19 protein-coding genes are annotated in these 17,912 nt (G+C 44.4%); 14 read left to right on the top strand and 5 right to left on the bottom strand.

Going from position 1 to position 17,912, the window contains the following annotated elements:
* Positions 1–29: 29 nt before the first annotated feature.
* Entirely contained in the window at positions 30–566 is a 537-nt protein-coding gene (locus tag FC652_RS13735) for a hypothetical protein (RefSeq protein WP_176299036.1), read from the bottom strand.
* Between the two features lie 144 nt (positions 567–710).
* Entirely contained in the window at positions 711–1,079 is a 369-nt protein-coding gene (locus tag FC652_RS13740; RefSeq protein WP_176299037.1) for a YgiW/YdeI family stress tolerance OB fold protein, read from the bottom strand.
* A gap of 154 nt (positions 1,080–1,233) precedes the next feature.
* Between FC652_RS13740 and FC652_RS13745 the strand changes: the two genes are divergently transcribed.
* From FC652_RS13745 to modC, 4 genes are read left to right on the top strand one after another with little or no spacing between them, the layout of a single operon-like run.
* A complete protein-coding gene (locus FC652_RS13745; RefSeq protein WP_176299038.1) occupies positions 1,234–2,685 on the top strand; it encodes a cobyric acid synthase in 1,452 nt (483 codons plus the stop codon).
* A gap of 10 nt (positions 2,686–2,695) precedes the next feature.
* Entirely contained in the window at positions 2,696–3,451 is a 756-nt protein-coding gene (gene modA / locus FC652_RS13750; protein ID WP_176299039.1) for a molybdate ABC transporter substrate-binding protein, read from the top strand.
* Positions 3,448–4,134 (top strand): molybdate ABC transporter permease subunit, encoded by a 687-nt coding sequence (gene modB / locus FC652_RS13755; RefSeq protein WP_080537296.1) that lies wholly within the window; start codon positions 3,448–3,450, stop codon positions 4,132–4,134. The genes modA and modB overlap by 4 nt, the downstream gene beginning before the upstream one ends.
* Positions 4,134–5,240 carry a molybdenum ABC transporter ATP-binding protein ModC gene (modC, locus tag FC652_RS13760; RefSeq protein WP_088428458.1) on the top strand — a complete coding sequence of 369 codons (1,107 nt, stop codon included), beginning with the start codon at positions 4,134–4,136 and terminating at the stop codon, positions 5,238–5,240. Before modB ends, modC begins: the two co-directional genes overlap by 1 nt.
* Positions 5,241–5,250: 10 nt before the next feature.
* On the opposite strand, the gene FC652_RS13765 is transcribed toward modC, so the two are convergent.
* Positions 5,251–6,165, bottom strand: a complete 915-nt coding sequence (locus tag FC652_RS13765) for a DMT family transporter (RefSeq protein ID WP_176299040.1) — start codon at positions 6,163–6,165, stop codon at positions 5,251–5,253.
* Between the two features lie 110 nt (positions 6,166–6,275).
* Between FC652_RS13765 and FC652_RS13770 the strand changes: the two genes are divergently transcribed.
* Positions 6,276–6,758 (top strand): MarR family winged helix-turn-helix transcriptional regulator, encoded by a 483-nt coding sequence (locus tag FC652_RS13770; protein ID WP_176299131.1) that lies wholly within the window; start codon positions 6,276–6,278, stop codon positions 6,756–6,758.
* Between the two features lie 36 nt (positions 6,759–6,794).
* Here FC652_RS13770 and FC652_RS13775 read toward each other — a convergent pair whose 3' ends face one another.
* Entirely contained in the window at positions 6,795–7,232 is a 438-nt protein-coding gene (locus tag FC652_RS13775; protein ID WP_176299041.1) for a DUF3069 domain-containing protein, read from the bottom strand.
* Positions 7,233–7,370: 138 nt separating this feature from the next.
* Here FC652_RS13775 and FC652_RS13780 point away from each other — a divergent pair, with 138 nt between their 5' ends.
* A complete protein-coding gene (locus tag FC652_RS13780) occupies positions 7,371–8,330 on the top strand; it encodes a diguanylate cyclase (protein WP_176299042.1) in 960 nt (319 codons plus the stop codon).
* 8 nt (positions 8,331–8,338) lie between these two features.
* On the top strand, positions 8,339–9,334 hold the full coding sequence (locus FC652_RS13785; RefSeq protein WP_176299132.1) for a Solitary outer membrane autotransporter beta-barrel domain: 996 nt from the start codon (positions 8,339–8,341) through the stop codon (positions 9,332–9,334).
* A gap of 51 nt (positions 9,335–9,385) precedes the next feature.
* Here FC652_RS13785 and FC652_RS13790 read toward each other — a convergent pair whose 3' ends face one another.
* Positions 9,386–10,630 (bottom strand): GGDEF domain-containing protein, encoded by a 1,245-nt coding sequence (locus FC652_RS13790; protein WP_176299043.1) that lies wholly within the window; start codon positions 10,628–10,630, stop codon positions 9,386–9,388.
* Between the two features lie 213 nt (positions 10,631–10,843).
* Here FC652_RS13790 and FC652_RS13795 point away from each other — a divergent pair, with 213 nt between their 5' ends.
* From FC652_RS13795 to FC652_RS13825, 7 genes are all read left to right on the top strand, one after another.
* The gene (locus FC652_RS13795; protein WP_176299044.1) at positions 10,844–11,227 is read left to right on the top strand and encodes a late competence development ComFB family protein; all 384 of its coding nucleotides are present in this window, start codon (positions 10,844–10,846) and stop codon (positions 11,225–11,227) included.
* Positions 11,227–11,508 carry an HlyU family transcriptional regulator gene (locus FC652_RS13800; protein ID WP_176299045.1) on the top strand — a complete coding sequence of 94 codons (282 nt, stop codon included), beginning with the start codon at positions 11,227–11,229 and terminating at the stop codon, positions 11,506–11,508. Before FC652_RS13795 ends, FC652_RS13800 begins: the two co-directional genes overlap by 1 nt.
* A gap of 305 nt (positions 11,509–11,813) precedes the next feature.
* The gene (locus FC652_RS13805; RefSeq protein WP_176299046.1) at positions 11,814–13,370 is read left to right on the top strand and encodes a Re/Si-specific NAD(P)(+) transhydrogenase subunit alpha; all 1,557 of its coding nucleotides are present in this window, start codon (positions 11,814–11,816) and stop codon (positions 13,368–13,370) included.
* 13 nt (positions 13,371–13,383) lie between these two features.
* Entirely contained in the window at positions 13,384–14,778 is a 1,395-nt protein-coding gene (gene pntB / locus FC652_RS13810) for a Re/Si-specific NAD(P)(+) transhydrogenase subunit beta (protein ID WP_176299047.1), read from the top strand.
* Positions 14,779–14,980: 202 nt separating this feature from the next.
* The gene (gene vxrA, locus FC652_RS13815) at positions 14,981–16,375 is read left to right on the top strand and encodes a sensor histidine kinase VxrA (RefSeq protein WP_176299048.1); all 1,395 of its coding nucleotides are present in this window, start codon (positions 14,981–14,983) and stop codon (positions 16,373–16,375) included.
* Entirely contained in the window at positions 16,350–17,012 is a 663-nt protein-coding gene (gene vxrB, locus FC652_RS13820) for a response regulator transcription factor VxrB (RefSeq protein ID WP_176299049.1), read from the top strand. The genes vxrA and vxrB overlap by 26 nt, the downstream gene beginning before the upstream one ends.
* Complete coding sequence (locus FC652_RS13825; RefSeq protein ID WP_176299050.1) at positions 17,012–17,893, top strand: DUF2861 family protein; 882 nt, start codon at positions 17,012–17,014, stop codon at positions 17,891–17,893. The genes vxrB and FC652_RS13825 overlap by 1 nt, the downstream gene beginning before the upstream one ends.
* The last annotated feature ends 19 nt before the right edge of the window (positions 17,894–17,912 follow it).

Genomic DNA, 17,912 nt, shown 5'->3' on the forward strand with positions numbered 1-17,912 from the left:
TGTGTAGCTTCTAAAAAGAAACTAGAAACTTAGAACATAAAATCAACGGACATTATCATCTGATGCCCATATGTGCCGTTATTACGGATATCAGCCCCGATAGAGAGTTGTTGTGTAGAATGAAAGCGAGCACCGATACCGATGATTGAATTATTGTTGTCGTTAGATATCAGTTGACCCAATCGTCCATGAACCTCAATGTTTTGCATCAACCAAACACGAGCACCAATATTGACTTCGGTTTTCCACTCATCGCCAATTTTATCGCTCGATTTGTTTTTAATGTTGTGAATCAGCATTTGACCATAAATATCGGCAAACTGACCCATAGGACCATTAAAACCAATACCACCAGCAAGATCCCAGTCCCCACTAAATTCACTGTCAAAGCGTCCGACAAAGTGTGTATTTTCCGTGAAGTAAGTGTTGAACTCCGCACCAAAAGTGCCAGGGCTTGACCCCATTCGCACCTCAAACATGTTGTAGTTGAAGTTGTTTGCACTTGCTGTTATTGGGAGCAAAGTACATACACCCAACAAGGTTGTTTTGAGAGCTTTACCTAGCATGAGATCTCCAAAGCCAAAAAATTAACGCCCGTATTTTACAAAAAAAGCCTGCAAATAGCAGGCCAAACTTAAAAATAATATGACGTAAATGAGTGTATTAAGCGAAAAAGCAGCGCACTCGTACCACTCTGGCTATTTGGTGTGTTAAAGCAGCGTCAAACTATCGACTTCAATCTCTGGGGTATTGCCACCCTCAAACTCACCAAACAAGCGCAGGCGTGTATTGCTGTTAATGGTTTGCGTAAATCGAATATCGTCATCGAGCTCGATTTGAATCTCGGCGCTGCCATCGGTGAAAATATAGGTATCTTTATTAAGTTGGCGGACCAAAGTTCCTTCAACGACGACATCTTTCTCCGTAAACATAGTTGAATCTTTCAGCAGTTCGGAAACGACCGATACATTCACCGGACCGTCAAAACTGATACCTTGTACTGTTGAAGAATTGTTGGCGAGCGCGATGGCTGGTGTGGTTGTCAAAGCAGCGATTGCGATAATAAGTGTTTTGTTCATGTTCTTTTCCTATGTTTAACCGAGGTTGTTTCGATAAGGGTATTAGAACAAAACAGATTTGAATGGTTGCTTAGCGCTTGATTCATATTGGATTCATTTTCTAAAGTGTCAAAAAAGGCTAAAATAGGCCTCCCTTGAATAGCGGCGATAAAAAATGGAAGCAAAAGTAACCACGCTCATGGTGCAAGGCACTACCTCTGATGCGGGAAAAAGCGTATTGGTGGCAGGTCTCTGCCGTGTATTGGCTCGTAAAGGCGTAAACGTTGCCCCTTTCAAACCACAAAATATGGCCCTCAATAGTGCGGTGACGAAAGAAGGTGGCGAAATAGGCCGAGCTCAAGCTGTTCAAGCGCAAGCGTGTCGCATTGAGCCGAGCGTTCACATGAATCCGGTTTTGATCAAACCCAATAGCGATACTGGCGCGCAGATCATTTTGCAAGGTAAGGCATTGACCAATATGGATGCCTATGGCTTCCACAATTACAAAAAAGTAGCGATGGATACGGTGATGGACTCCTTCGCTCGTTTAAAAAATGAATATCAAGCCATCATGATCGAAGGGGCCGGCAGTCCTGCTGAAATCAATTTGCGTCAGAATGACATAGCCAACATGGGCTTTGCCGAAGAAGCCGATGTTCCAGTGATTATCGTCGCTGATATCGATCGCGGTGGCGTTTTCGCACACCTTTATGGCACCTTGGCATTGCTCTCTCCATCGGAACAAGCGCGAGTGAAGGGATTCGTTATCAACCGTTTTCGCGGTGACATTAAGTTGCTTGAATCGGGTCTCGATTGGCTCGAAGAGAAAACAGGTAAGCCTGTCATTGGCGTTCTGCCATTTCTTCATGGATTGAATCTCGAGGCAGAAGATGCGATTACCTCACAACAAGCGCTCTCTGATGAGGTTAAGCTAAAAGTCGTGGTTCCTGTGCTGACGAGGATTAGTAATCATACGGATTTCGATGTGCTCAGACTGCATCCCCAAATTGACTTGCGTTACGTGGGCAAAGGAGAGCGATTAGAGCACGCGGATTTGATCATCTTGCCCGGTTCCAAATCAGTGCGTGACGATCTTCGATACCTTCGAGAACAAGGATGGGACAAGGATATTCTAAGACATTTGCGCTTTGGTGGTAAGGTGTTAGGGATCTGTGGTGGCTACCAAATGTTAGGGGAGTCGATTAGCGATCCGTTTGGTGTCGAAGGTGAACCCGGTGAAAGCGTAGGGCTCGGACTCTTAAAAACGCGCACGGAACTTACCCAAGATAAGTGTTTGATTAACACTAAAGGGCAGTTATCACTAAACGGAAAACACGTTAACGTGACTGGCTATGAGATCCACGTTGGGCGATCGCAAGTGAATGAATATCAACCGATCACCAAAGATGATGGCCAGCTTGAAGGCGCACTAAGCGAATGCGGGCAGATCATGGGCAGTTATCTACATGGTTTCTTAGACTCTGAAGCCGTATTAGAGCTGATTTGTGAGTGGGTCAATGGAGTGCGAATCAAGGCTCAGAATCACCAACAACTTAAGGAGCAGGCGATAGACCGAATTGCCGATGCCATTGAAGAACATTTGGACCTGAGTCAATTGGGCATATAGAGAGCGAAGTATGATGAACAAATGGCTGAGTTTACTGTTACTAATGCTGGCGCCTGCGGTGAGTGCACAACAAACAACGCGCATTTATGCCGCATCGTCACTGACGAATGCCATCAACGATGTGATAGAGAGTTACGAACGTCAGAACCATCAAAAAGTACAGGCAATTTACGGTGGCTCATCATCCCTCTCAAGGCAGTTGCTCAGCGGTGCACCGGGTGACATTTTTATCTCTGCCAATAACCAATGGATGGACTACCTGCTCCAACATGAGGTCATTAAAAGCGACAGCGTCACAAATTTACTTTCCAATAAGTTGGTTGTTATTACCAATAAAAACAACAATGTAACTCTTGATGTTTCATCCAAAGCCCAGTGGCAGAGGCTTCTAACAGGCAATTGGCTCGCCCTAGGCGATACCAACTCTGTACCTGCTGGTATGTACGCCAAACAAATGTTGCAAAATGCCGATGTGTGGAATGCGGTGTCGAGCCATGTTGCGCCGAGCAAAAACGTTCGCTTGGCCCTAGCGTTAGTAGAGCGAGATGAAGCAAAGCTTGGCATCGTTTACCAAACTGATGCGCGAATGTCGCAGAAAGTGAAGATACTCGTGACACCTGAGCAAGCGCTCTACGATCCCATTACTTACCCTGCTGGGTTGATCACTCAATCCGAATCCGCCAAGGCGTTCTTCAATTATCTTATGGGTCCAGAAGCCACTGCCATATTTCAAAAGCATGGTTTTACAACGTTGGAGAAATCGTGAGCGAACTCGAATACCAAGCGTTAATACTTAGCCTAAAAGTGGGTTTTTATACGGTGATCTGGTTACTGCCATTTGGCGTGTTTTTCGCTTGGCTATTGGCACGAAAATGCTTTCCGGGCAAAACCCTACTTGATAGCGCAATACATCTTCCTTTGGTTCTTCCTCCGGTTGTGATTGGTTATTTGTTGCTTATTGCGATGGGGCGCCAAGGCGTGCTAGGGAGTTGGTTGTATGAAATGTTTGGCTTGTCATTTGCGTTTAACTGGAAAGGGGCGGTATTGGCTTGTTGGGTTGTCGCGCTGCCTTTGATGGTGCGTTCTATTCGAATCAGTTTAGAAAGTGTCGACAGCAAACTAGAGCAAGCAGCGGCGACACTCGGTGCATCACCAACAAAAGTCTTTCTCACCATCACATTACCTCTGATGCTGCCTGGGATCATTTCGGGATCGATGTTGGCATTTGCACGTAGTCTCGGAGAGTTTGGGGCAACCATCAGTTTTGTTTCCAACATTCCTGGCGCAACACAAACTTTGCCTCTTGCCATGTTTAATTTTATCGAGACACCGGGTGCAGAAGCGCAAGCGGCAAGACTATGTGTGATTTCAATTGCTATCGCACTGTCTACTTTATTGGTATCAGAGTGGTTGAACAGAAAAGCCAAACAACGATTGGGAGCGAAGTGATGAAGGGTCTCCAAGTTGCGTTCAAACAAACGTTGGGTCATGTTGTTTTCGATATCGAATTACAACTTCCGAGTAAAGGTGTTAGCGCGATTTTTGGTCGTTCTGGTGCAGGTAAAACGTCAATTATCAATGTGATCAGCGGACTAACTCAGCCCGAACAAGGGCGTATAGCGCTGAACTCGGACGTGCTGTTTGATTCGGTTTTAGGTATTAATGTCCCCGTACACCAACGGAATATTGGTTACGTATTCCAAGATTCTCGTTTATTTCCTCACTACCATGTTGAAGGCAATTTGAAGTATGGCATCAAACAGTTTGATGCAGATATGTTTGATAAAGTGGTGACGTTGCTCGCGCTACAACCATTACTAAAACGCTATCCTGCTTCTCTGTCTGGCGGTGAAAAACAACGCGTTGCGATTGGCCGTGCACTGTTATCATCACCCAAGATTCTATTGATGGATGAGCCGCTGGCCTCGCTCGATATGCCGCGGAAAAAAGAAGTGCTTCCCTTTCTTGAGAAGCTTTCGGAAAGCTTCGAAATACCCATTGTGTATGTCACCCATAGTCTGCAAGAGATCTTGCGACTAGCGGATCACCTCACGGTGTTGGATAGAGGTCAGATTGTCGCTTCCGGTTTGTTGTCTGAAGTGTGGTCTTCGCAAGCAATGCGCCCGTGGCAATCATTCTCCGAACAAAGCACTTTGTTTAATGCCAACATTGCAGAACAGCACCCTCAATACGCCTTGACTCGTGTCATGTTGTCGTCAACAGCGTCGCTGTGGGTGCAAAAGATTGACGCGCCCCTCGGTAGCGATATTCGTCTCCAGGTGCGGGCGAATGATGTTTCCATTACGCTCGTTCAACCGCAGAAAACCTCAATTCGCAATATTATTGAGGCGAAGGTCGAGCGTGTTGAGAAAAGACACCCTGCAGAAGATAAAGAGAGCATCGCGGTTAAACTGGCGTTGACCCAAGATTGCTTTCTATGGGCGACCATTACCCCGTGGGCGTTGGCCGATCTTAATCTTAAACAGGGGGACCGTGTGTTTGCACAGATCAAAGGGGTGAGTGTGACCCAAAGGGATATCGCACTCACACATTAGTCTATTGATGTTATGAATTATTTGGTGACAATGTCACCTTTCGTCGATTCTGACGTTTTTTAGAAGAGAGCAACCCAACAATTTGCGGCAGAAGTGACATTAAAATCATCCCAGCCATCAGGGAAAACTGATGAAAAGTATAAGATTCGCCAACCAACAGAACCCCACACACGATACCGGCAACGGGATTTGCAATCCCACCGAACGTAAAATCGACCACAGACATTCGTTGTAATAGCCAAACGTACAAGCCATATCCCAGCGCTGTATTCATTAAAACTATCCAACCGAGGCCAATGAAATTTTGGCCATCTAACTGTTGCCATGCTTGATAGTAGGGAGTGGGCTCAACAACGAACTGCGCGAACGATGCAAGCGACAATACAATGCCACCAAAGATCAACTGCCAGGTAAGGATAAGCCACCAGTGCATCTCTGTTCCGAGTGATTTGGTGATACGACTGCCAATAATAATGCAGAAAATCGCAGACAACATGGCCAACAATCCGATGGGACTAAGAGCCAAGTGGCTAGGATCAAACAAGAACCAAGCAAAACTAATCAATCCGAAACCGCATAAAGCTTGAACTTTACTTGGCGCTTGTTTGGCGACAACCCAATGAAAAAGCATCGCGAAAACAGGCACTGATATCATGCCTACACCTGAGATTGCAGATGGTAGCGTCAACGCCATCACGAAAATGAGTGCAAAAAAGGCCGCAATGTTGACGGTTCCAAGTTTAAGCAAGGTGATTATTTGGTGACGATTCGGCAACGTGGGTTTAACCAATAGTAAAAGCAACCCTGCGGGGAGCGCTCTTAACGCACCCAGTAACAGCGGTGGCCAGTCAGCCAACGTTGCTTGTGTAACAGCGTAGGTCGTTCCCCAAAAAAAGGCAGGTATCATAGCGATAAGTATGTTCATGTTAAATATCTTTACATTGAGATAATTAAACTCAATGTATGCCTATTTTTGATGAAAGTAAAGTATCTTTATATTAAGATATCTCGCAAGCTAATGATTGAGATAAGATGATGGATGCAATTGATCGTGTAGTAGAGCAATGGGATAGAGAGCGACCAGAGTTAGATACCGAGCCTATGGCTATCATGGGGCGCGTATTCCGCATCACCAAATACTTGGAAAGTGCAGTGGGTGAGGTGCACAAACGTTACGATCTCAAGATGGGAGAGTTTGACGTGGTTGCGACTCTGCGTAGAAGTGGCGCGCCATATCGTCTGACGCCATCGGAGTTATTGGCGTCTTTGATGCTGACTTCTGGGGCAATGACCAACCGTTTAGATAAGCTTGAGCAAAAAGGTCTGATTTCGCGCCAACACAGCAAGGAAGATCGACGCAGCGTTACTGTCGAGCTCACAGAACATGGATTGGTGACAGTGAATAAGCTGATAGAAGAACATGTCGCGATTCAACATGCGCTATTGAAAAATCTTTCACAGCCACAGAAACAAGCTTTGAATGCGGTGCTTAAAGAGTGGTTGGGGCAGTTCGAATAAGATAAAAAAAGCTGCTCGTGTGAGCAGCTTTTTACATTACTTAGCGAATACGTCGCGGAAATCGCGTTTCAGAATAGGGTCGCGGCGTGCTTTCTTAAGTTGTTTTACCATGTCTTTAACACAGTTAAAGAGTACGTGGTCTAGCAGTTGTGCACGGTAAGCGTCTTTCTCTTCTTCCGTCATACCCTCAGGAAGCTTCATGGTTGGGAATTCTTCCATCACATTCACACCTGCGAACGCCTGGCTTACAGAGATCAGTGCGTGGAACTGTTCAAAATTGTCTAGTACGTTTTGCGCGCTTGCAGGTAGTGAATCCCATGCTTCACGCACGGCTTCTTCAGAGACTTCATGGATAGAGGTTACCATCTCGAACATCTCTTCTGGAACTTGGTCAAACTCAATCACTTGACGAAGTTCTGGCGAAATAGTGGCTAGGTCGATTGGTTGTTTTTCTGTAGTGTTTGCTTCTGACATGACACGTCTCTCAATTAAAAGGCGGAATAGTAAGGTGATCTTCAAAAAAGTCAACGTATTACGTAACTCGCTGGATGAAACCAGTAAGTTGATATGATATACCTTTACTCTCAGAAGTGAAGCCCAGTAGAGGAAAGGATGATATCAACAGGATCATCAATGCGCATTATGCTGGTCGATGACGTCCAACTCGACCGAATGCAGTTGGCTATTCGCCTAAAACAGTTGGGCCATGTTGTTGAATCGGTGTCTAGCGGTAAAGATGCGCTCGATCTGTATCAAGAGTTTGATCCCGAGCTGGTGTTACTGGATATTAGTATGCCGGAAATGGATGGTTTCGCAGTATCAAAAGCGATTCGTGAACAGTTTCCAGAATGGGTTCCAATTGTTTTTTTAAGTAGTCATGAAGAGCCTGAAATGATCGCAAAAGCGATCGATGCGGGTGGGGATGATTATCTGATCAAACCTGTTGATAGATTAGTACTAAGTTCAAAGTTAAGTGCAATGCAGCGTATCGCTGAGATGCGACGAGAGCTAAAAAAGAAAACCGCTGAGTTGGCTGAGTTAAATGCGTTATTGCAACAGCAGGCAAACGAAGATGGTTTAACCAAGATTTATAACCGCCGTTACATCGATGAGCAGTTGGGGCAGATGTTAGGCTGGTATGGAAGGCATCGTTTGCCAATCAGCGTGATCTTACTGGATATCGATAACTTCAAATTGTTTAATGACAACTATGGCCATATCGAAGGGGATAAATGTCTCCAAGCCACGGCGAATATAATTAAAAATTTATTTCAACGTAATGTTGACTGTGTCGGTCGTTATGGTGGTGAAGAGTTTGTCGTCTTACTTGGCGGTAGTGATGCTGAGCAGGCCGTTAAAGCCGTGGAAAGAATTCACAAAGCGGTTGAGGAGCTCAGCTATCCACACGCCTTTTCTACGGTGTCCAATATTGTTACCTTGTCACAAGGCGTCTACACTTTTATCCCTAATGGTAGGGAAGAACTGCTGACAATTTATCAGTTTGCTGATAAGGCGCTTTATCAAGCTAAGTTAGAAGGCAAGAACCGTTACGTGACTTACAGAGCATCTTAATCATGATTATGCAATGTTTCCCTTTAGCCGTTAGCACATCAGTTTTAGTGACGACCACGTTGTTTTCTTCGGCAGTGTCAGCTCAGGAGCTCAAAGATCTGATCCAAAAAGAGCTGGAGCGAAACTTTGCAACAGCCATTGTTCTCACCGATAGTGATGTTTTTACTGTTGGTTTTCACGACTTTGACCCGAATGAATGGCTAAATCTCGATAATGAACAGCTGGGAAGTGCAGATTCTGTCAGTTTGCGCAAAAAAATTGGTGTATCAACGCTCCCGTTTGATTTCGCACTCTATGAGGATCCTGACAACCAAGTAAAGCACAGCCTGCAAGGTCGTTTATCCGCTCTAGGTATAGAGCAAGATGTTTCCATAGTGGAAAACAGTGTGTCAGACAGCCATCGAGAGTATGTATTGGGCGCGTTTCTCGAATACACAAACTCACGGCAACTGAGTGAAAACTGGACGTTTGATGCCTCTATTGGGGCTCATTTAATGTATTACCGCAGCGACTATACCTATCGCAGCGATGCATTGGTGAAATACAAAAGCGTGTTCGATGGTTACTTGGTTAATACTGATGCTTGGGCTCTGGTCGCTGAACCTAATGTACATGCCAAATATTTACAAATGAAGCCTTGGGGAAAGTGGTATTACTGGAGCTCGGCACATTATTTTTACGGCCAAGGCTGGGGAGAAGCAAACAGAGGCCAGGTTGGTAACCCAGAAGGTTGGTATTGGGTTAACGGCATCAAAATGTTTTATGACTTTGAAAAGTGGGGACGTGCAGTCCAATCTGTTTACACAAGTTTTAATCGGGTTGATGTCGGAGGTGACCCAAAAGAATCGTTGAATACTCAATACTATTATGAGGCCAGCTTAGGTTGGTTAATGACACCGCCTTTCAAAACACAGTGGGTTGACAATGTTGGTATCGGCCTAAGCCTAAATTATGGCAGTGCCCTGAAAGGCGGGAGTTTAGTGCTCTTCTTTAACCAAGATTGACGCCATAAATTTTAAATATTTGGCAATGGAAATGGCCTTATAAATAGGTTTTTATTCGATCTTCGTCATGACTTGGTTTCTGCCTGCTTTCTTCGCTTTATACAAGGCTTCGTCTGCTAAGCTACGAATGGTATCTGGATCTTTCGAAGAACGGCTGTCTGACACACCAATACTGACCGTTACATTGACCGTATTCATTTTATTTTCTTGAGTGCCACGACGTTTTTTTCCTTCACTTGCTTTGCTTGGGCGCGTCGTGTCATTTCTCAAAACGAGATCGTAATTGGCAATATCTTCTCGAATGTCGTCTAGGTAACCTTCTACTTCTTTCGAGGTTTTGCCTTTAAATACCACGGTAAATTCTTCTCCACCATAACGATAAACCTTTGCTCCGCCCTTAATTAAGAGCAAGCGAGAGCCAACAAGTTTCAAAACGTCATCGCCAGTGTCGTGCCCATAGGTGTCGTTAAATTTCTTAAAGTGATCCACATCGATCATTGCGATAGAAAAACGCCTGCCTAGGTGTTTTACATCCATTTCTAACGCTCTACGACTGGGAAGCTGTGTCAGCACATCGATAAATGCTAGCTCATGACTGGCTTGGACAACATGCATAATCAGCAAGATTCCAGCCAATGAAAACATGGTGCTTGATATAAATTGAACGTCGAAAAAAGCAAACGTCGTTGATGACATAAGGAGGCACGTATAAATGGAAACTTCGATTGGTCGGTTGTGCTTCAACACCAACATCGCGGTTGTCAAGACGATACCCATACCATAAGCAATCAATAGTAAGGGTAGTCTAGAAATTACCTCGACGGAAAAAAGCAAGCCATTGTTCCAATGCTCGTAACCAGCTTCTTGGAAGTAGCTAATAAAAACATAGGACCAAGCGGTTAGCACAGCAATCACAAGGGCGTACATTGCGATTGAACGACTATGCATGCCTGATGCGCTAAACAAATAGACGACAAAACAAGCAACGGGTAATAGAAATGCCAATAAGGAGAGTTCTAAAAGTACAGAGCCTTTTACAAGAGGGATTTGTAGCCTTTGTTGTATCACATAATAAGCAACGCTCATCGCCATTGCGATCATGGCAATGCGACCCTGCTTGAAAACACTACATAGTAAGAATGCCGTTAGTAGAAGAAAGTAAGGTAAGTTTGCGGCCAAGCCCCAATTGGCTTGTGTCACGACAATAATGTTGTCCATCCCTATGGCCAAAATACCGAGCAAAAACAGTGGAAAGAAGATCTTAAACTGAGGGCTACTAACAACCGGAGATGTCATTAACTGCTGACTTCCTATAATGCAGACACATGGGCCATGGGTAAGATAAGCCTAGTAGAATACGATTATTTCTGGATTTTCCAAGCATTTTGCTAAACTTAAATAGTGATTTGTTGATAACGTTAGTAAAAGTCGCTTTAGAAGCTTGGTTTACAAGTATGGCTGCGTATACTGTGGCAATGCCGAGCATAATAAAAACAGGGAGATGCTTAAATGCAAATCAGTGTCGATGTTCATAACTACATGGAAACTTTAGTTGGTCAGGTATTAGCGCAAGATGAATATGTAACTCGTTACACTTCAGAGCAACTTGCGGATTTGGCCTGTTTAGCCCTCGTGCAACTTAAACCCGTTTATATTCGACATGATATCGATTTCTTGTCTGCGTTGCCGGAAGAGCGATTAGTGCAGTTCAAACACAATAGTGAAGTCGCTGTCAAAAATGCTGAAAGCATGATCATTGAGGATCGACGAACTAATCGTATTAACGATGATGTGCCCGTGGTTTTTTCCCACGTCAACTATGATGACAATGCGCCGCTAGAATGGTTTGAAAAACCTATTTTGAAATTCAACAAACCACATGAGAGAAATTAATGGGATTGTTTAAGCGCCTATTTGGTTTGGGCAATGAAAGAGAAAAAGTACCAGAACTTGAACCTATCGAACACAAAGGTTTTCTCATTTATGCGGAAAGTCTAGCGGAAGGTGGACAATATCGAATAGCCGGACGCATCACAAAAGAGATTGATGGGGAACTCAAAACACATCGATTTATACGTTCAGATGTTCTGAGTTCACTAGGTGATGCGAATGAACTAATGCAAAAAAAAGCGCAAATGTACATCGACCAGATGAAAGGGGAGATATTTAACTAAAACTCTCTCTGGTTTTGATTCCTGTCATCATAAAAAGAGTCATTAGTGTTTATGCTGATGGCTCTTTTTTGTTAAATGCAAAAATTGTTGGTTATGTGGTTGTTTATCAACCAATAATTCTAGGTCTGGTTAGACCTCTGTCTTGTTGATATGTCGTTGTTTTATTTCACGGGGTGCGTACAGTTCCTTCATTACATAGGGTTATATGTAATGAAATTTTGTATTTTAACTACAAATTACTTGAAGTCACATCCTGCGTTAGATACAAAAAGATAACTAACAAGGCCAATAGTCAAGGAATAGCTATGCAAATTGGTGTACCAAGAGAACAGCTCGCTGGAGAAACGCGAGTCGCTGCTTCGCCAAGTTCGGTAGAGCAGCTAATTAAATTGGGGTTTGATGTTGTTGTCGAAACCCAAGCGGGGGCGTTAGCCAGCTTCGATGATTCAGCATATGAATCAGCTGGTGCGAAAATGGTTTCTAAAGAAGATGCTTGGAACTCTGAGCTGATCCTTAAAGTCAATGCGCCAATTATCGATGAAGACAGGAGCATTGACGAGATTGCGTTGATCAAAGATGGCGTGACCTTGGTTAGCTTCATTTGGCCAGCTCAAAACCCTCAGTTGATGGAACAACTCTCTAGTAAGAACATCAATGTGCTGGCTATGGATGCCGTGCCACGTATCTCTCGTGCTCAGGCACTGGATGCATTGTCCTCAATGGCCAACATCGCCGGTTATCGAGCGGTTGTTGAAGCGGCGCATGAGTTTGGGCGTTTCTTTACAGGGCAGATTACTGCTGCTGGTAAGGTACCACCAGCGAAAGTGTTTGTCGCCGGTGCGGGTGTTGCTGGTTTGGCTGCTATCGGTGCTGCTGGTAGCCTAGGTGCGATTGTTCGTGCTTTTGACGTACGTCCAGAAGTTAAAGAACAAGTGGAATCCATGGGTGCAGAGTTCCTTTCTGTTGATTACCAGGAAGCTGCTGGTTCTGGTGATGGTTATGCGAAAGAGATGTCTGATGACTTCAACAAGAAAGCTGCGGAGCTGTATGCTGCACAGGCGAAAGATGTTGACATCATTATCACGACCGCACTGATTCCTGGTAAGCCAGCGCCTAAGCTGATTACCAAGGAAATGGTCGATAGCATGAAAGCAGGTAGTGTGATTGTTGACCTTGCTGCCGCTAACGGTGGTAACTGCGAATACACAGTCGCAAACCAAGTTATCACGACGGCAAACGGCGTAAAAGTGATCGGATACACCGACATGGTTGGTCGTTTGCCCACTCAATCTTCACAACTTTATGCAACAAACTTAGTCAACCTTTTCAAACTGTTGTGTAAAGAAAAAGATGGCAACATCAATATCGATTTCGACGATGTTGTACTACGTGGTGTCACTGTGGTTAAAGATGGTGAAATCACCTGGCCTGCGCCACCAATTCAAGTTTCTGCACAGCCTCAAGCCAAACCAAAAGCGGTTGAAAAGCCAGCGCCAAAAGTACAAGAACCCGTTTCTCCCGTGAAAAAACTGGCCGGACTTGCAGTGGCTGTCGGTGCATTTGCATGGATTGCATCCGTTGCGCCAGCCGCGTTCCTCACACATTTTACGGTGTTCGTTTTGGCATGTGTTGTGGGCTACTACGTGGTATGGAATGTCACACACGCACTTCACACTCCACTCATGTCGGTAACCAACGCAATTTCGGGGATCATCGTTGTCGGTGCCTTGTTACAGATTGGCAAAGGAAATGGGGCAGTAACGTTTTTGGCGTTCATTGCTGTGTTGATCGCGAGCATTAATATTTTTGGTGGCTTTACGGTAACCAAACGCATGCTCGAAATGTTCCGCAAAGATAAATAATAGGGAGTAACCAATGTCTGCAGGATTAGTACAGGCGGCCTATATCGTTGCTGCACTATTTTTTATTCTGAGCCTTGCTGGTCTATCTAAGCAAGAATCAGCAAGATCAGGGAACTACTACGGCATTGCTGGTATGGCAATTGCTTTACTTGCGACCATCTTTAGTCCAAGTGCTGAAGGTTTTGCTTGGGTCATTGTCGCCATGGTGATTGGTGGTGGTATTGGTATCCACTACGCTAAAAAAGTGGAAATGACAGAAATGCCAGAGTTAGTGGCCATTCTACACAGTTTTGTGGGTATGGCGGCGGTTTTGGTTGGTTACAACAGCTATCTTGAACCACCTGCGCCAGTCTCTCTTGACCCAGCAGGAATTCACGCAGAACACGTCATTCACTTAGTGGAAGTATTTTTGGGCGTGTTCATTGGTGCGGTAACCTTTACGGGATCGATTGTCGCGTTCGGAAAGTTACGCGGTATCATTTCCTCATCGCCACTTAACTTGCCTCATAAACACAAGATGAATCTCGCTGCTATCGTCGTTTCGACTCTGCTTATGATTCACTTTGTTAACGCAGACGGCAGTATGTTTGCCTTAATCGTGATGACACTGATTGCTTTCGCATTTGGTTACCACTTGGTGGCATCGATCGGTGGTGCGGATATGCCAGTTGTAGTCTCTATGCTGAACTCTTACTCAGGTTGGGCAGCGGCGGCAGCTGGTTTCATGCTAGCAAACGATCTGTTGATCGTGACTGGTGCTCTTGTTGGTTCTTCAGGTGCCATTCTTTCGTACATCATGTGTAAAGCGATGAACCGTTCGTTTATCAGCGTTATCGCTGGTGGCTTTGGCCAGGAAGTCGTGATTTCTGGTGATGAAGAGTACGGTGAGCATCGCGAAATCAACGCAGAAGATGTAGCGGATATGCTGAAAAACTCCAAGTCAGTCATCATCACTCCAGGATATGGCATGGCAGTAGCACAAGCTCAATACCCAGTTCACGAGATCACAGAAAAACTGCGTGCGCAAGGTGTTAATGTTCGTTTTGGTATTCACCCAGTAGCGGGTCGTTTACCTGGTCATATGAACGTGCTGCTTGCTGAAGCAAAAGTACCTTATGACATCGTTTTGGAAATGGATGAGATCAACGACGACTTCTCAGACACGGATACTGTGTTGGTTATTGGTGCGAATGACACCGTTAACCCAGCTGCGCTAGAAGATCCAAACAGTCCAATCGCTGGCATGCCAGTGTTGGAAGTTTGGCATGCGAAAAACGTCATTGTTTTCAAACGTTCAATGAATACTGGTTATGCTGGCGTTCAGAACCCATTATTCTTTAAAGAGAACACATCAATGCTCTTTGGCGATGCCAAAGATAGCGTGGATGCGATTTCAAAAGCGTTATAATTTACATAAAAGACGAAGACCAGCTGAAAAGCTGGTCTTTTTGTTTGATTTAACATCAGTCCGACTAAATACCAGATGGCATAAATGTAAATTTTAATGAATATGTTGTATATTGAGCCTAATTTTCACGACGCAGTACAACGCTTTGATTAAAAAACTATTCTTATCACTAGTCATAGCTTTGAATCTATTGCCACCTGCAATGGCAGATTCACTGCCCGAGCGAATCGACTTTTTTACGGAGTTGTTCGATTACGATTCCGCGAGCGAAACCTATGACATTCGTGATCTGCAGTCATCGTTTCCTACTAAGCTTTTATCGCCTGATTCTATGTTGCCGCAAACGTCCAACTATCCATTGAAAGACGTGCAGCTACTTTATCAATTATCCAAAACATGTAATGGCAAATTACCATTGAGCCCTTTGATCACCGAGCCATTGGTGTTCACTCGCTCCATTTGTAAAGGTATAAAACTAAACACGCGTTGGTTTTCTCGCTCTGCTCTTATTCATCCAGGTGGTGGTACTTATGCCGCAAGATACATTAAAAAGTTTCCTGAAGAGCACGAAACATTGAAGAAGTTCATGCATATTAAAGAGCGGAAAAATGAAGTGGGAGATGAGTTGTTAACTACTCTTCAGCAAATGGATGATGAAACCATTAACTCGCTAATTTCGGGCGCAATCATGTTTCTTGATAAAGACCAGCTTTGGTTGAGAAGAGGTGATTATTATCATGTGTTCGATAAAAGCACTTGGTCAAACAACGTCGAAAAAGCTGGGTTGGCATTAAGCGTTAACTCAGACAGTTCGAGCTGTTTTGTTCAACGAGGTAATATATGTTGGGACGTTGAAGATCATTCTCAGATCTTGCGTTTCTCAATGATTGTTCTGGCTATCGCCAATATTATGCTGGTTACTGGTTGGGCGGTTTATCGGTGGAACAGTAAGCGTCAAGAGCTTCGTAGCAGAATGCTTGTTTTGCAAATACTAACACATGAACTACGCACTCCCATCGCGAGCTTATCGCTCACCGTCGAAGGTTTTCGCAGAGAATTTGAGCACTTACCAGAAACAGTTTATGATGAGTTTCGTCGGTTGTGCGAAGACACCAGACGCTTGCGGCAATTAGCTGAAGCGAGTAAAGACTATCTACAGTCTGATAATCAACAACTTGCCACAGACTGGATTCCCTCAGTTGAAGAGTGGCTCATGTTTAAAATAGAAGATGAATTTCCTCAAGACGTGTTGTTCAAGATCAACAAAGACGTTGCCGCGAAAATTAACGTTTATTGGTTAGGGACTTGTGTAGATAACTTGATCCGTAACGCAGTCAAATACGGCGTCGCCCCCGTGACACTGGATGTACAAACGGGTGACAGTAAACTAACAATCCGAGTCACAGATAATGGCAAACTGACCAGCAGAGACTGGTCACATTTACGCAAGCCATTTGTCAGCAAAAGCGGTTTGGGGCTTGGCTTAACGATTGTTGAATCTATGGTCGGACGAATGGGCGGAAAAATGAAGCTTATTGGTCCACCTACTACGTTTATTTTGGAGATACCTTGTGAAACAGACGTTGCTTCTCGTTGAAGATGATAAAAACTTGGCTGATGGCCTTCTAGTTAGCCTAGAGCAGGCAGGGTACGAGTGTTTGCACGCAGAGCGTATTTCTGATGTTGAAGCGCTGTGGCAAGAAGCCGATTTGGTTATTCTGGATCGCCAATTACCAGATGGCGATTCAGTCACACATCTGCCTAGTTGGAAAAAAGCGAAGAATATTCCCGTTATTCTCTTAACGGCCTTGGTTACGGTTAAAGATAAAGTGGCTGGATTGGATTCTGGTGCAAATGACTATCTTACGAAACCTTTTGCTGAAGCGGAGCTGTTTGCACGTATTCGTGCTCAGTTACGTTCGCCAGAAGCTGCAGAGCAAGGGAATAGTGACAAAGTTGAAACTGAAAATCTTGTCATCGATAAATCGACCCGTGAAGTATTTTTCAAGGGTGAACAGATTACACTGACAAGAACAGAATTTGATCTCCTATTGTTTTTAGCAAGCAACTTAGGGCGCGTGTTTACACGCGATGAGTTACTTGATCATGTTTGGGGTTACAACCATTTCCCAACCACTCGTACGGTTGATACCCATGTGTTGCAACTAAGACAAAAACTTGTCGGTTTGGAGATTGAAACCCTTCGCGGTGTCGGCTATAAGATGAAAGGTTAATGCGCAAGTCACTTTTACTTCCAATCTTAACATTGACGATCACTCAACCAGTCTACGGAGTAGACTGGTTTGATGCTAGTACTCCGCTAACTCAAGCCCATCAACATTTACTTGAAGATAATCTGCCTGGTATGTTCGAGTCTCTCGTCGAGGTTTGGCAGTCAGAGCCCAAAGACACGATTAGAGAACATCTCAACAGTCTCTTAATACAGTCCTTAAATCGAGACTGTGGTAAGTCGTTGACGAAAAGAACGTTACCAAACTGGCTGACAGGCGTAAAAGTGATACGACAAACCATTCAAAGTCCAGGTAGGGATACCTATCGTTTGGTGATCGATATTCGTGCCACATTAGAGATAAAAAGCCTAGCAATGCGCAAGTGGGTCGATCGAAGTGTTTCTTCTGACAGTCATTTTACGCAAATAAATGGTGACGGCGTCACGAATGACCCCGGGGAAATGCAATATCAGAAGCGATACAACCTCACCGGCAAGCTTGATTCAGGACTTTACCAACTCGTTATACAGCCCGCGGATCAAGAGGTTTGGAGTGGTTGGGTCATTTTAGGTGAACCAATTGCTCCACAATACGTGCGATGGTCTTCAAAAGAGAATTGGAGCGTGGAAAAAGTAGCGTTGAACAACCCATATTGCCCATTGCCTGAAATGAATGTTGGGCTCTATGATTACGTCAATGGCCAATACCAGCGAGTTTGGAACCAAACCTACGAATCTGATTATCCTAATAGTTTAGATCTCGAAGGCATACCAAACGAACGATATGTCCTTGCAGTAAGCATGAATACTAAGCGTTGGCAGGGGCAGATTTTGGTTGAACAATCTCAAACGATAAGCCGCACTTACGATATTACACAAGAATAAAACTTGAAAAATCTAAAAT

The organism is Vibrio sp. 05-20-BW147, from assembly GCF_013369385.1.
Classification (GTDB): domain Bacteria; phylum Pseudomonadota; class Gammaproteobacteria; order Enterobacterales; family Vibrionaceae; genus Vibrio; species Vibrio floridensis.

Bases quoted from the DNA above. Each gene is read 5' to 3' on its own strand.
- FC652_RS13745 (WP_176299038.1), top strand. From the start codon at position 1,234: ATGGAAGCAAAAGTAACCACGCTCATGGTGCAAGGCACTACCTCTGAT.
- vxrA (WP_176299048.1), top strand. From the start codon at position 14,981: ATGGCAGATTCACTGCCCGAGCGAATCGACTTTTTTACGGAGTTGTTC.
- FC652_RS13740 (WP_176299037.1), bottom strand. From the start codon at position 1,079: ATGAACAAAACACTTATTATCGCAATCGCTGCTTTGACAACCACACCA.
- FC652_RS13785 (WP_176299132.1), top strand. From the start codon at position 8,339: ATGCAATGTTTCCCTTTAGCCGTTAGCACATCAGTTTTAGTGACGACC.
- FC652_RS13795 (WP_176299044.1), top strand. From the start codon at position 10,844: ATGCAAATCAGTGTCGATGTTCATAACTACATGGAAACTTTAGTTGGT.
- FC652_RS13800 (WP_176299045.1), top strand. From the start codon at position 11,227: ATGGGATTGTTTAAGCGCCTATTTGGTTTGGGCAATGAAAGAGAAAAA.
- FC652_RS13780 (WP_176299042.1), top strand. From the start codon at position 7,371: ATGATATCAACAGGATCATCAATGCGCATTATGCTGGTCGATGACGTC.
- modC (WP_088428458.1), top strand. From the start codon at position 4,134: ATGAAGGGTCTCCAAGTTGCGTTCAAACAAACGTTGGGTCATGTTGTT.
- FC652_RS13775 (WP_176299041.1), bottom strand. From the start codon at position 7,232: ATGTCAGAAGCAAACACTACAGAAAAACAACCAATCGACCTAGCCACT.
- FC652_RS13765 (WP_176299040.1), bottom strand. From the start codon at position 6,165: ATGAACATACTTATCGCTATGATACCTGCCTTTTTTTGGGGAACGACC.
- FC652_RS13735 (WP_176299036.1), bottom strand. From the start codon at position 566: ATGCTAGGTAAAGCTCTCAAAACAACCTTGTTGGGTGTATGTACTTTG.
- FC652_RS13770 (WP_176299131.1), top strand. From the start codon at position 6,276: ATGGATGCAATTGATCGTGTAGTAGAGCAATGGGATAGAGAGCGACCA.
- FC652_RS13790 (WP_176299043.1), bottom strand. From the start codon at position 10,630: ATGACATCTCCGGTTGTTAGTAGCCCTCAGTTTAAGATCTTCTTTCCA.
- modA (WP_176299039.1), top strand. From the start codon at position 2,696: ATGATGAACAAATGGCTGAGTTTACTGTTACTAATGCTGGCGCCTGCG.
- FC652_RS13805 (WP_176299046.1), top strand. From the start codon at position 11,814: ATGCAAATTGGTGTACCAAGAGAACAGCTCGCTGGAGAAACGCGAGTC.
- FC652_RS13825 (WP_176299050.1), top strand. From the start codon at position 17,012: ATGCGCAAGTCACTTTTACTTCCAATCTTAACATTGACGATCACTCAA.
- pntB (WP_176299047.1), top strand. From the start codon at position 13,384: ATGTCTGCAGGATTAGTACAGGCGGCCTATATCGTTGCTGCACTATTT.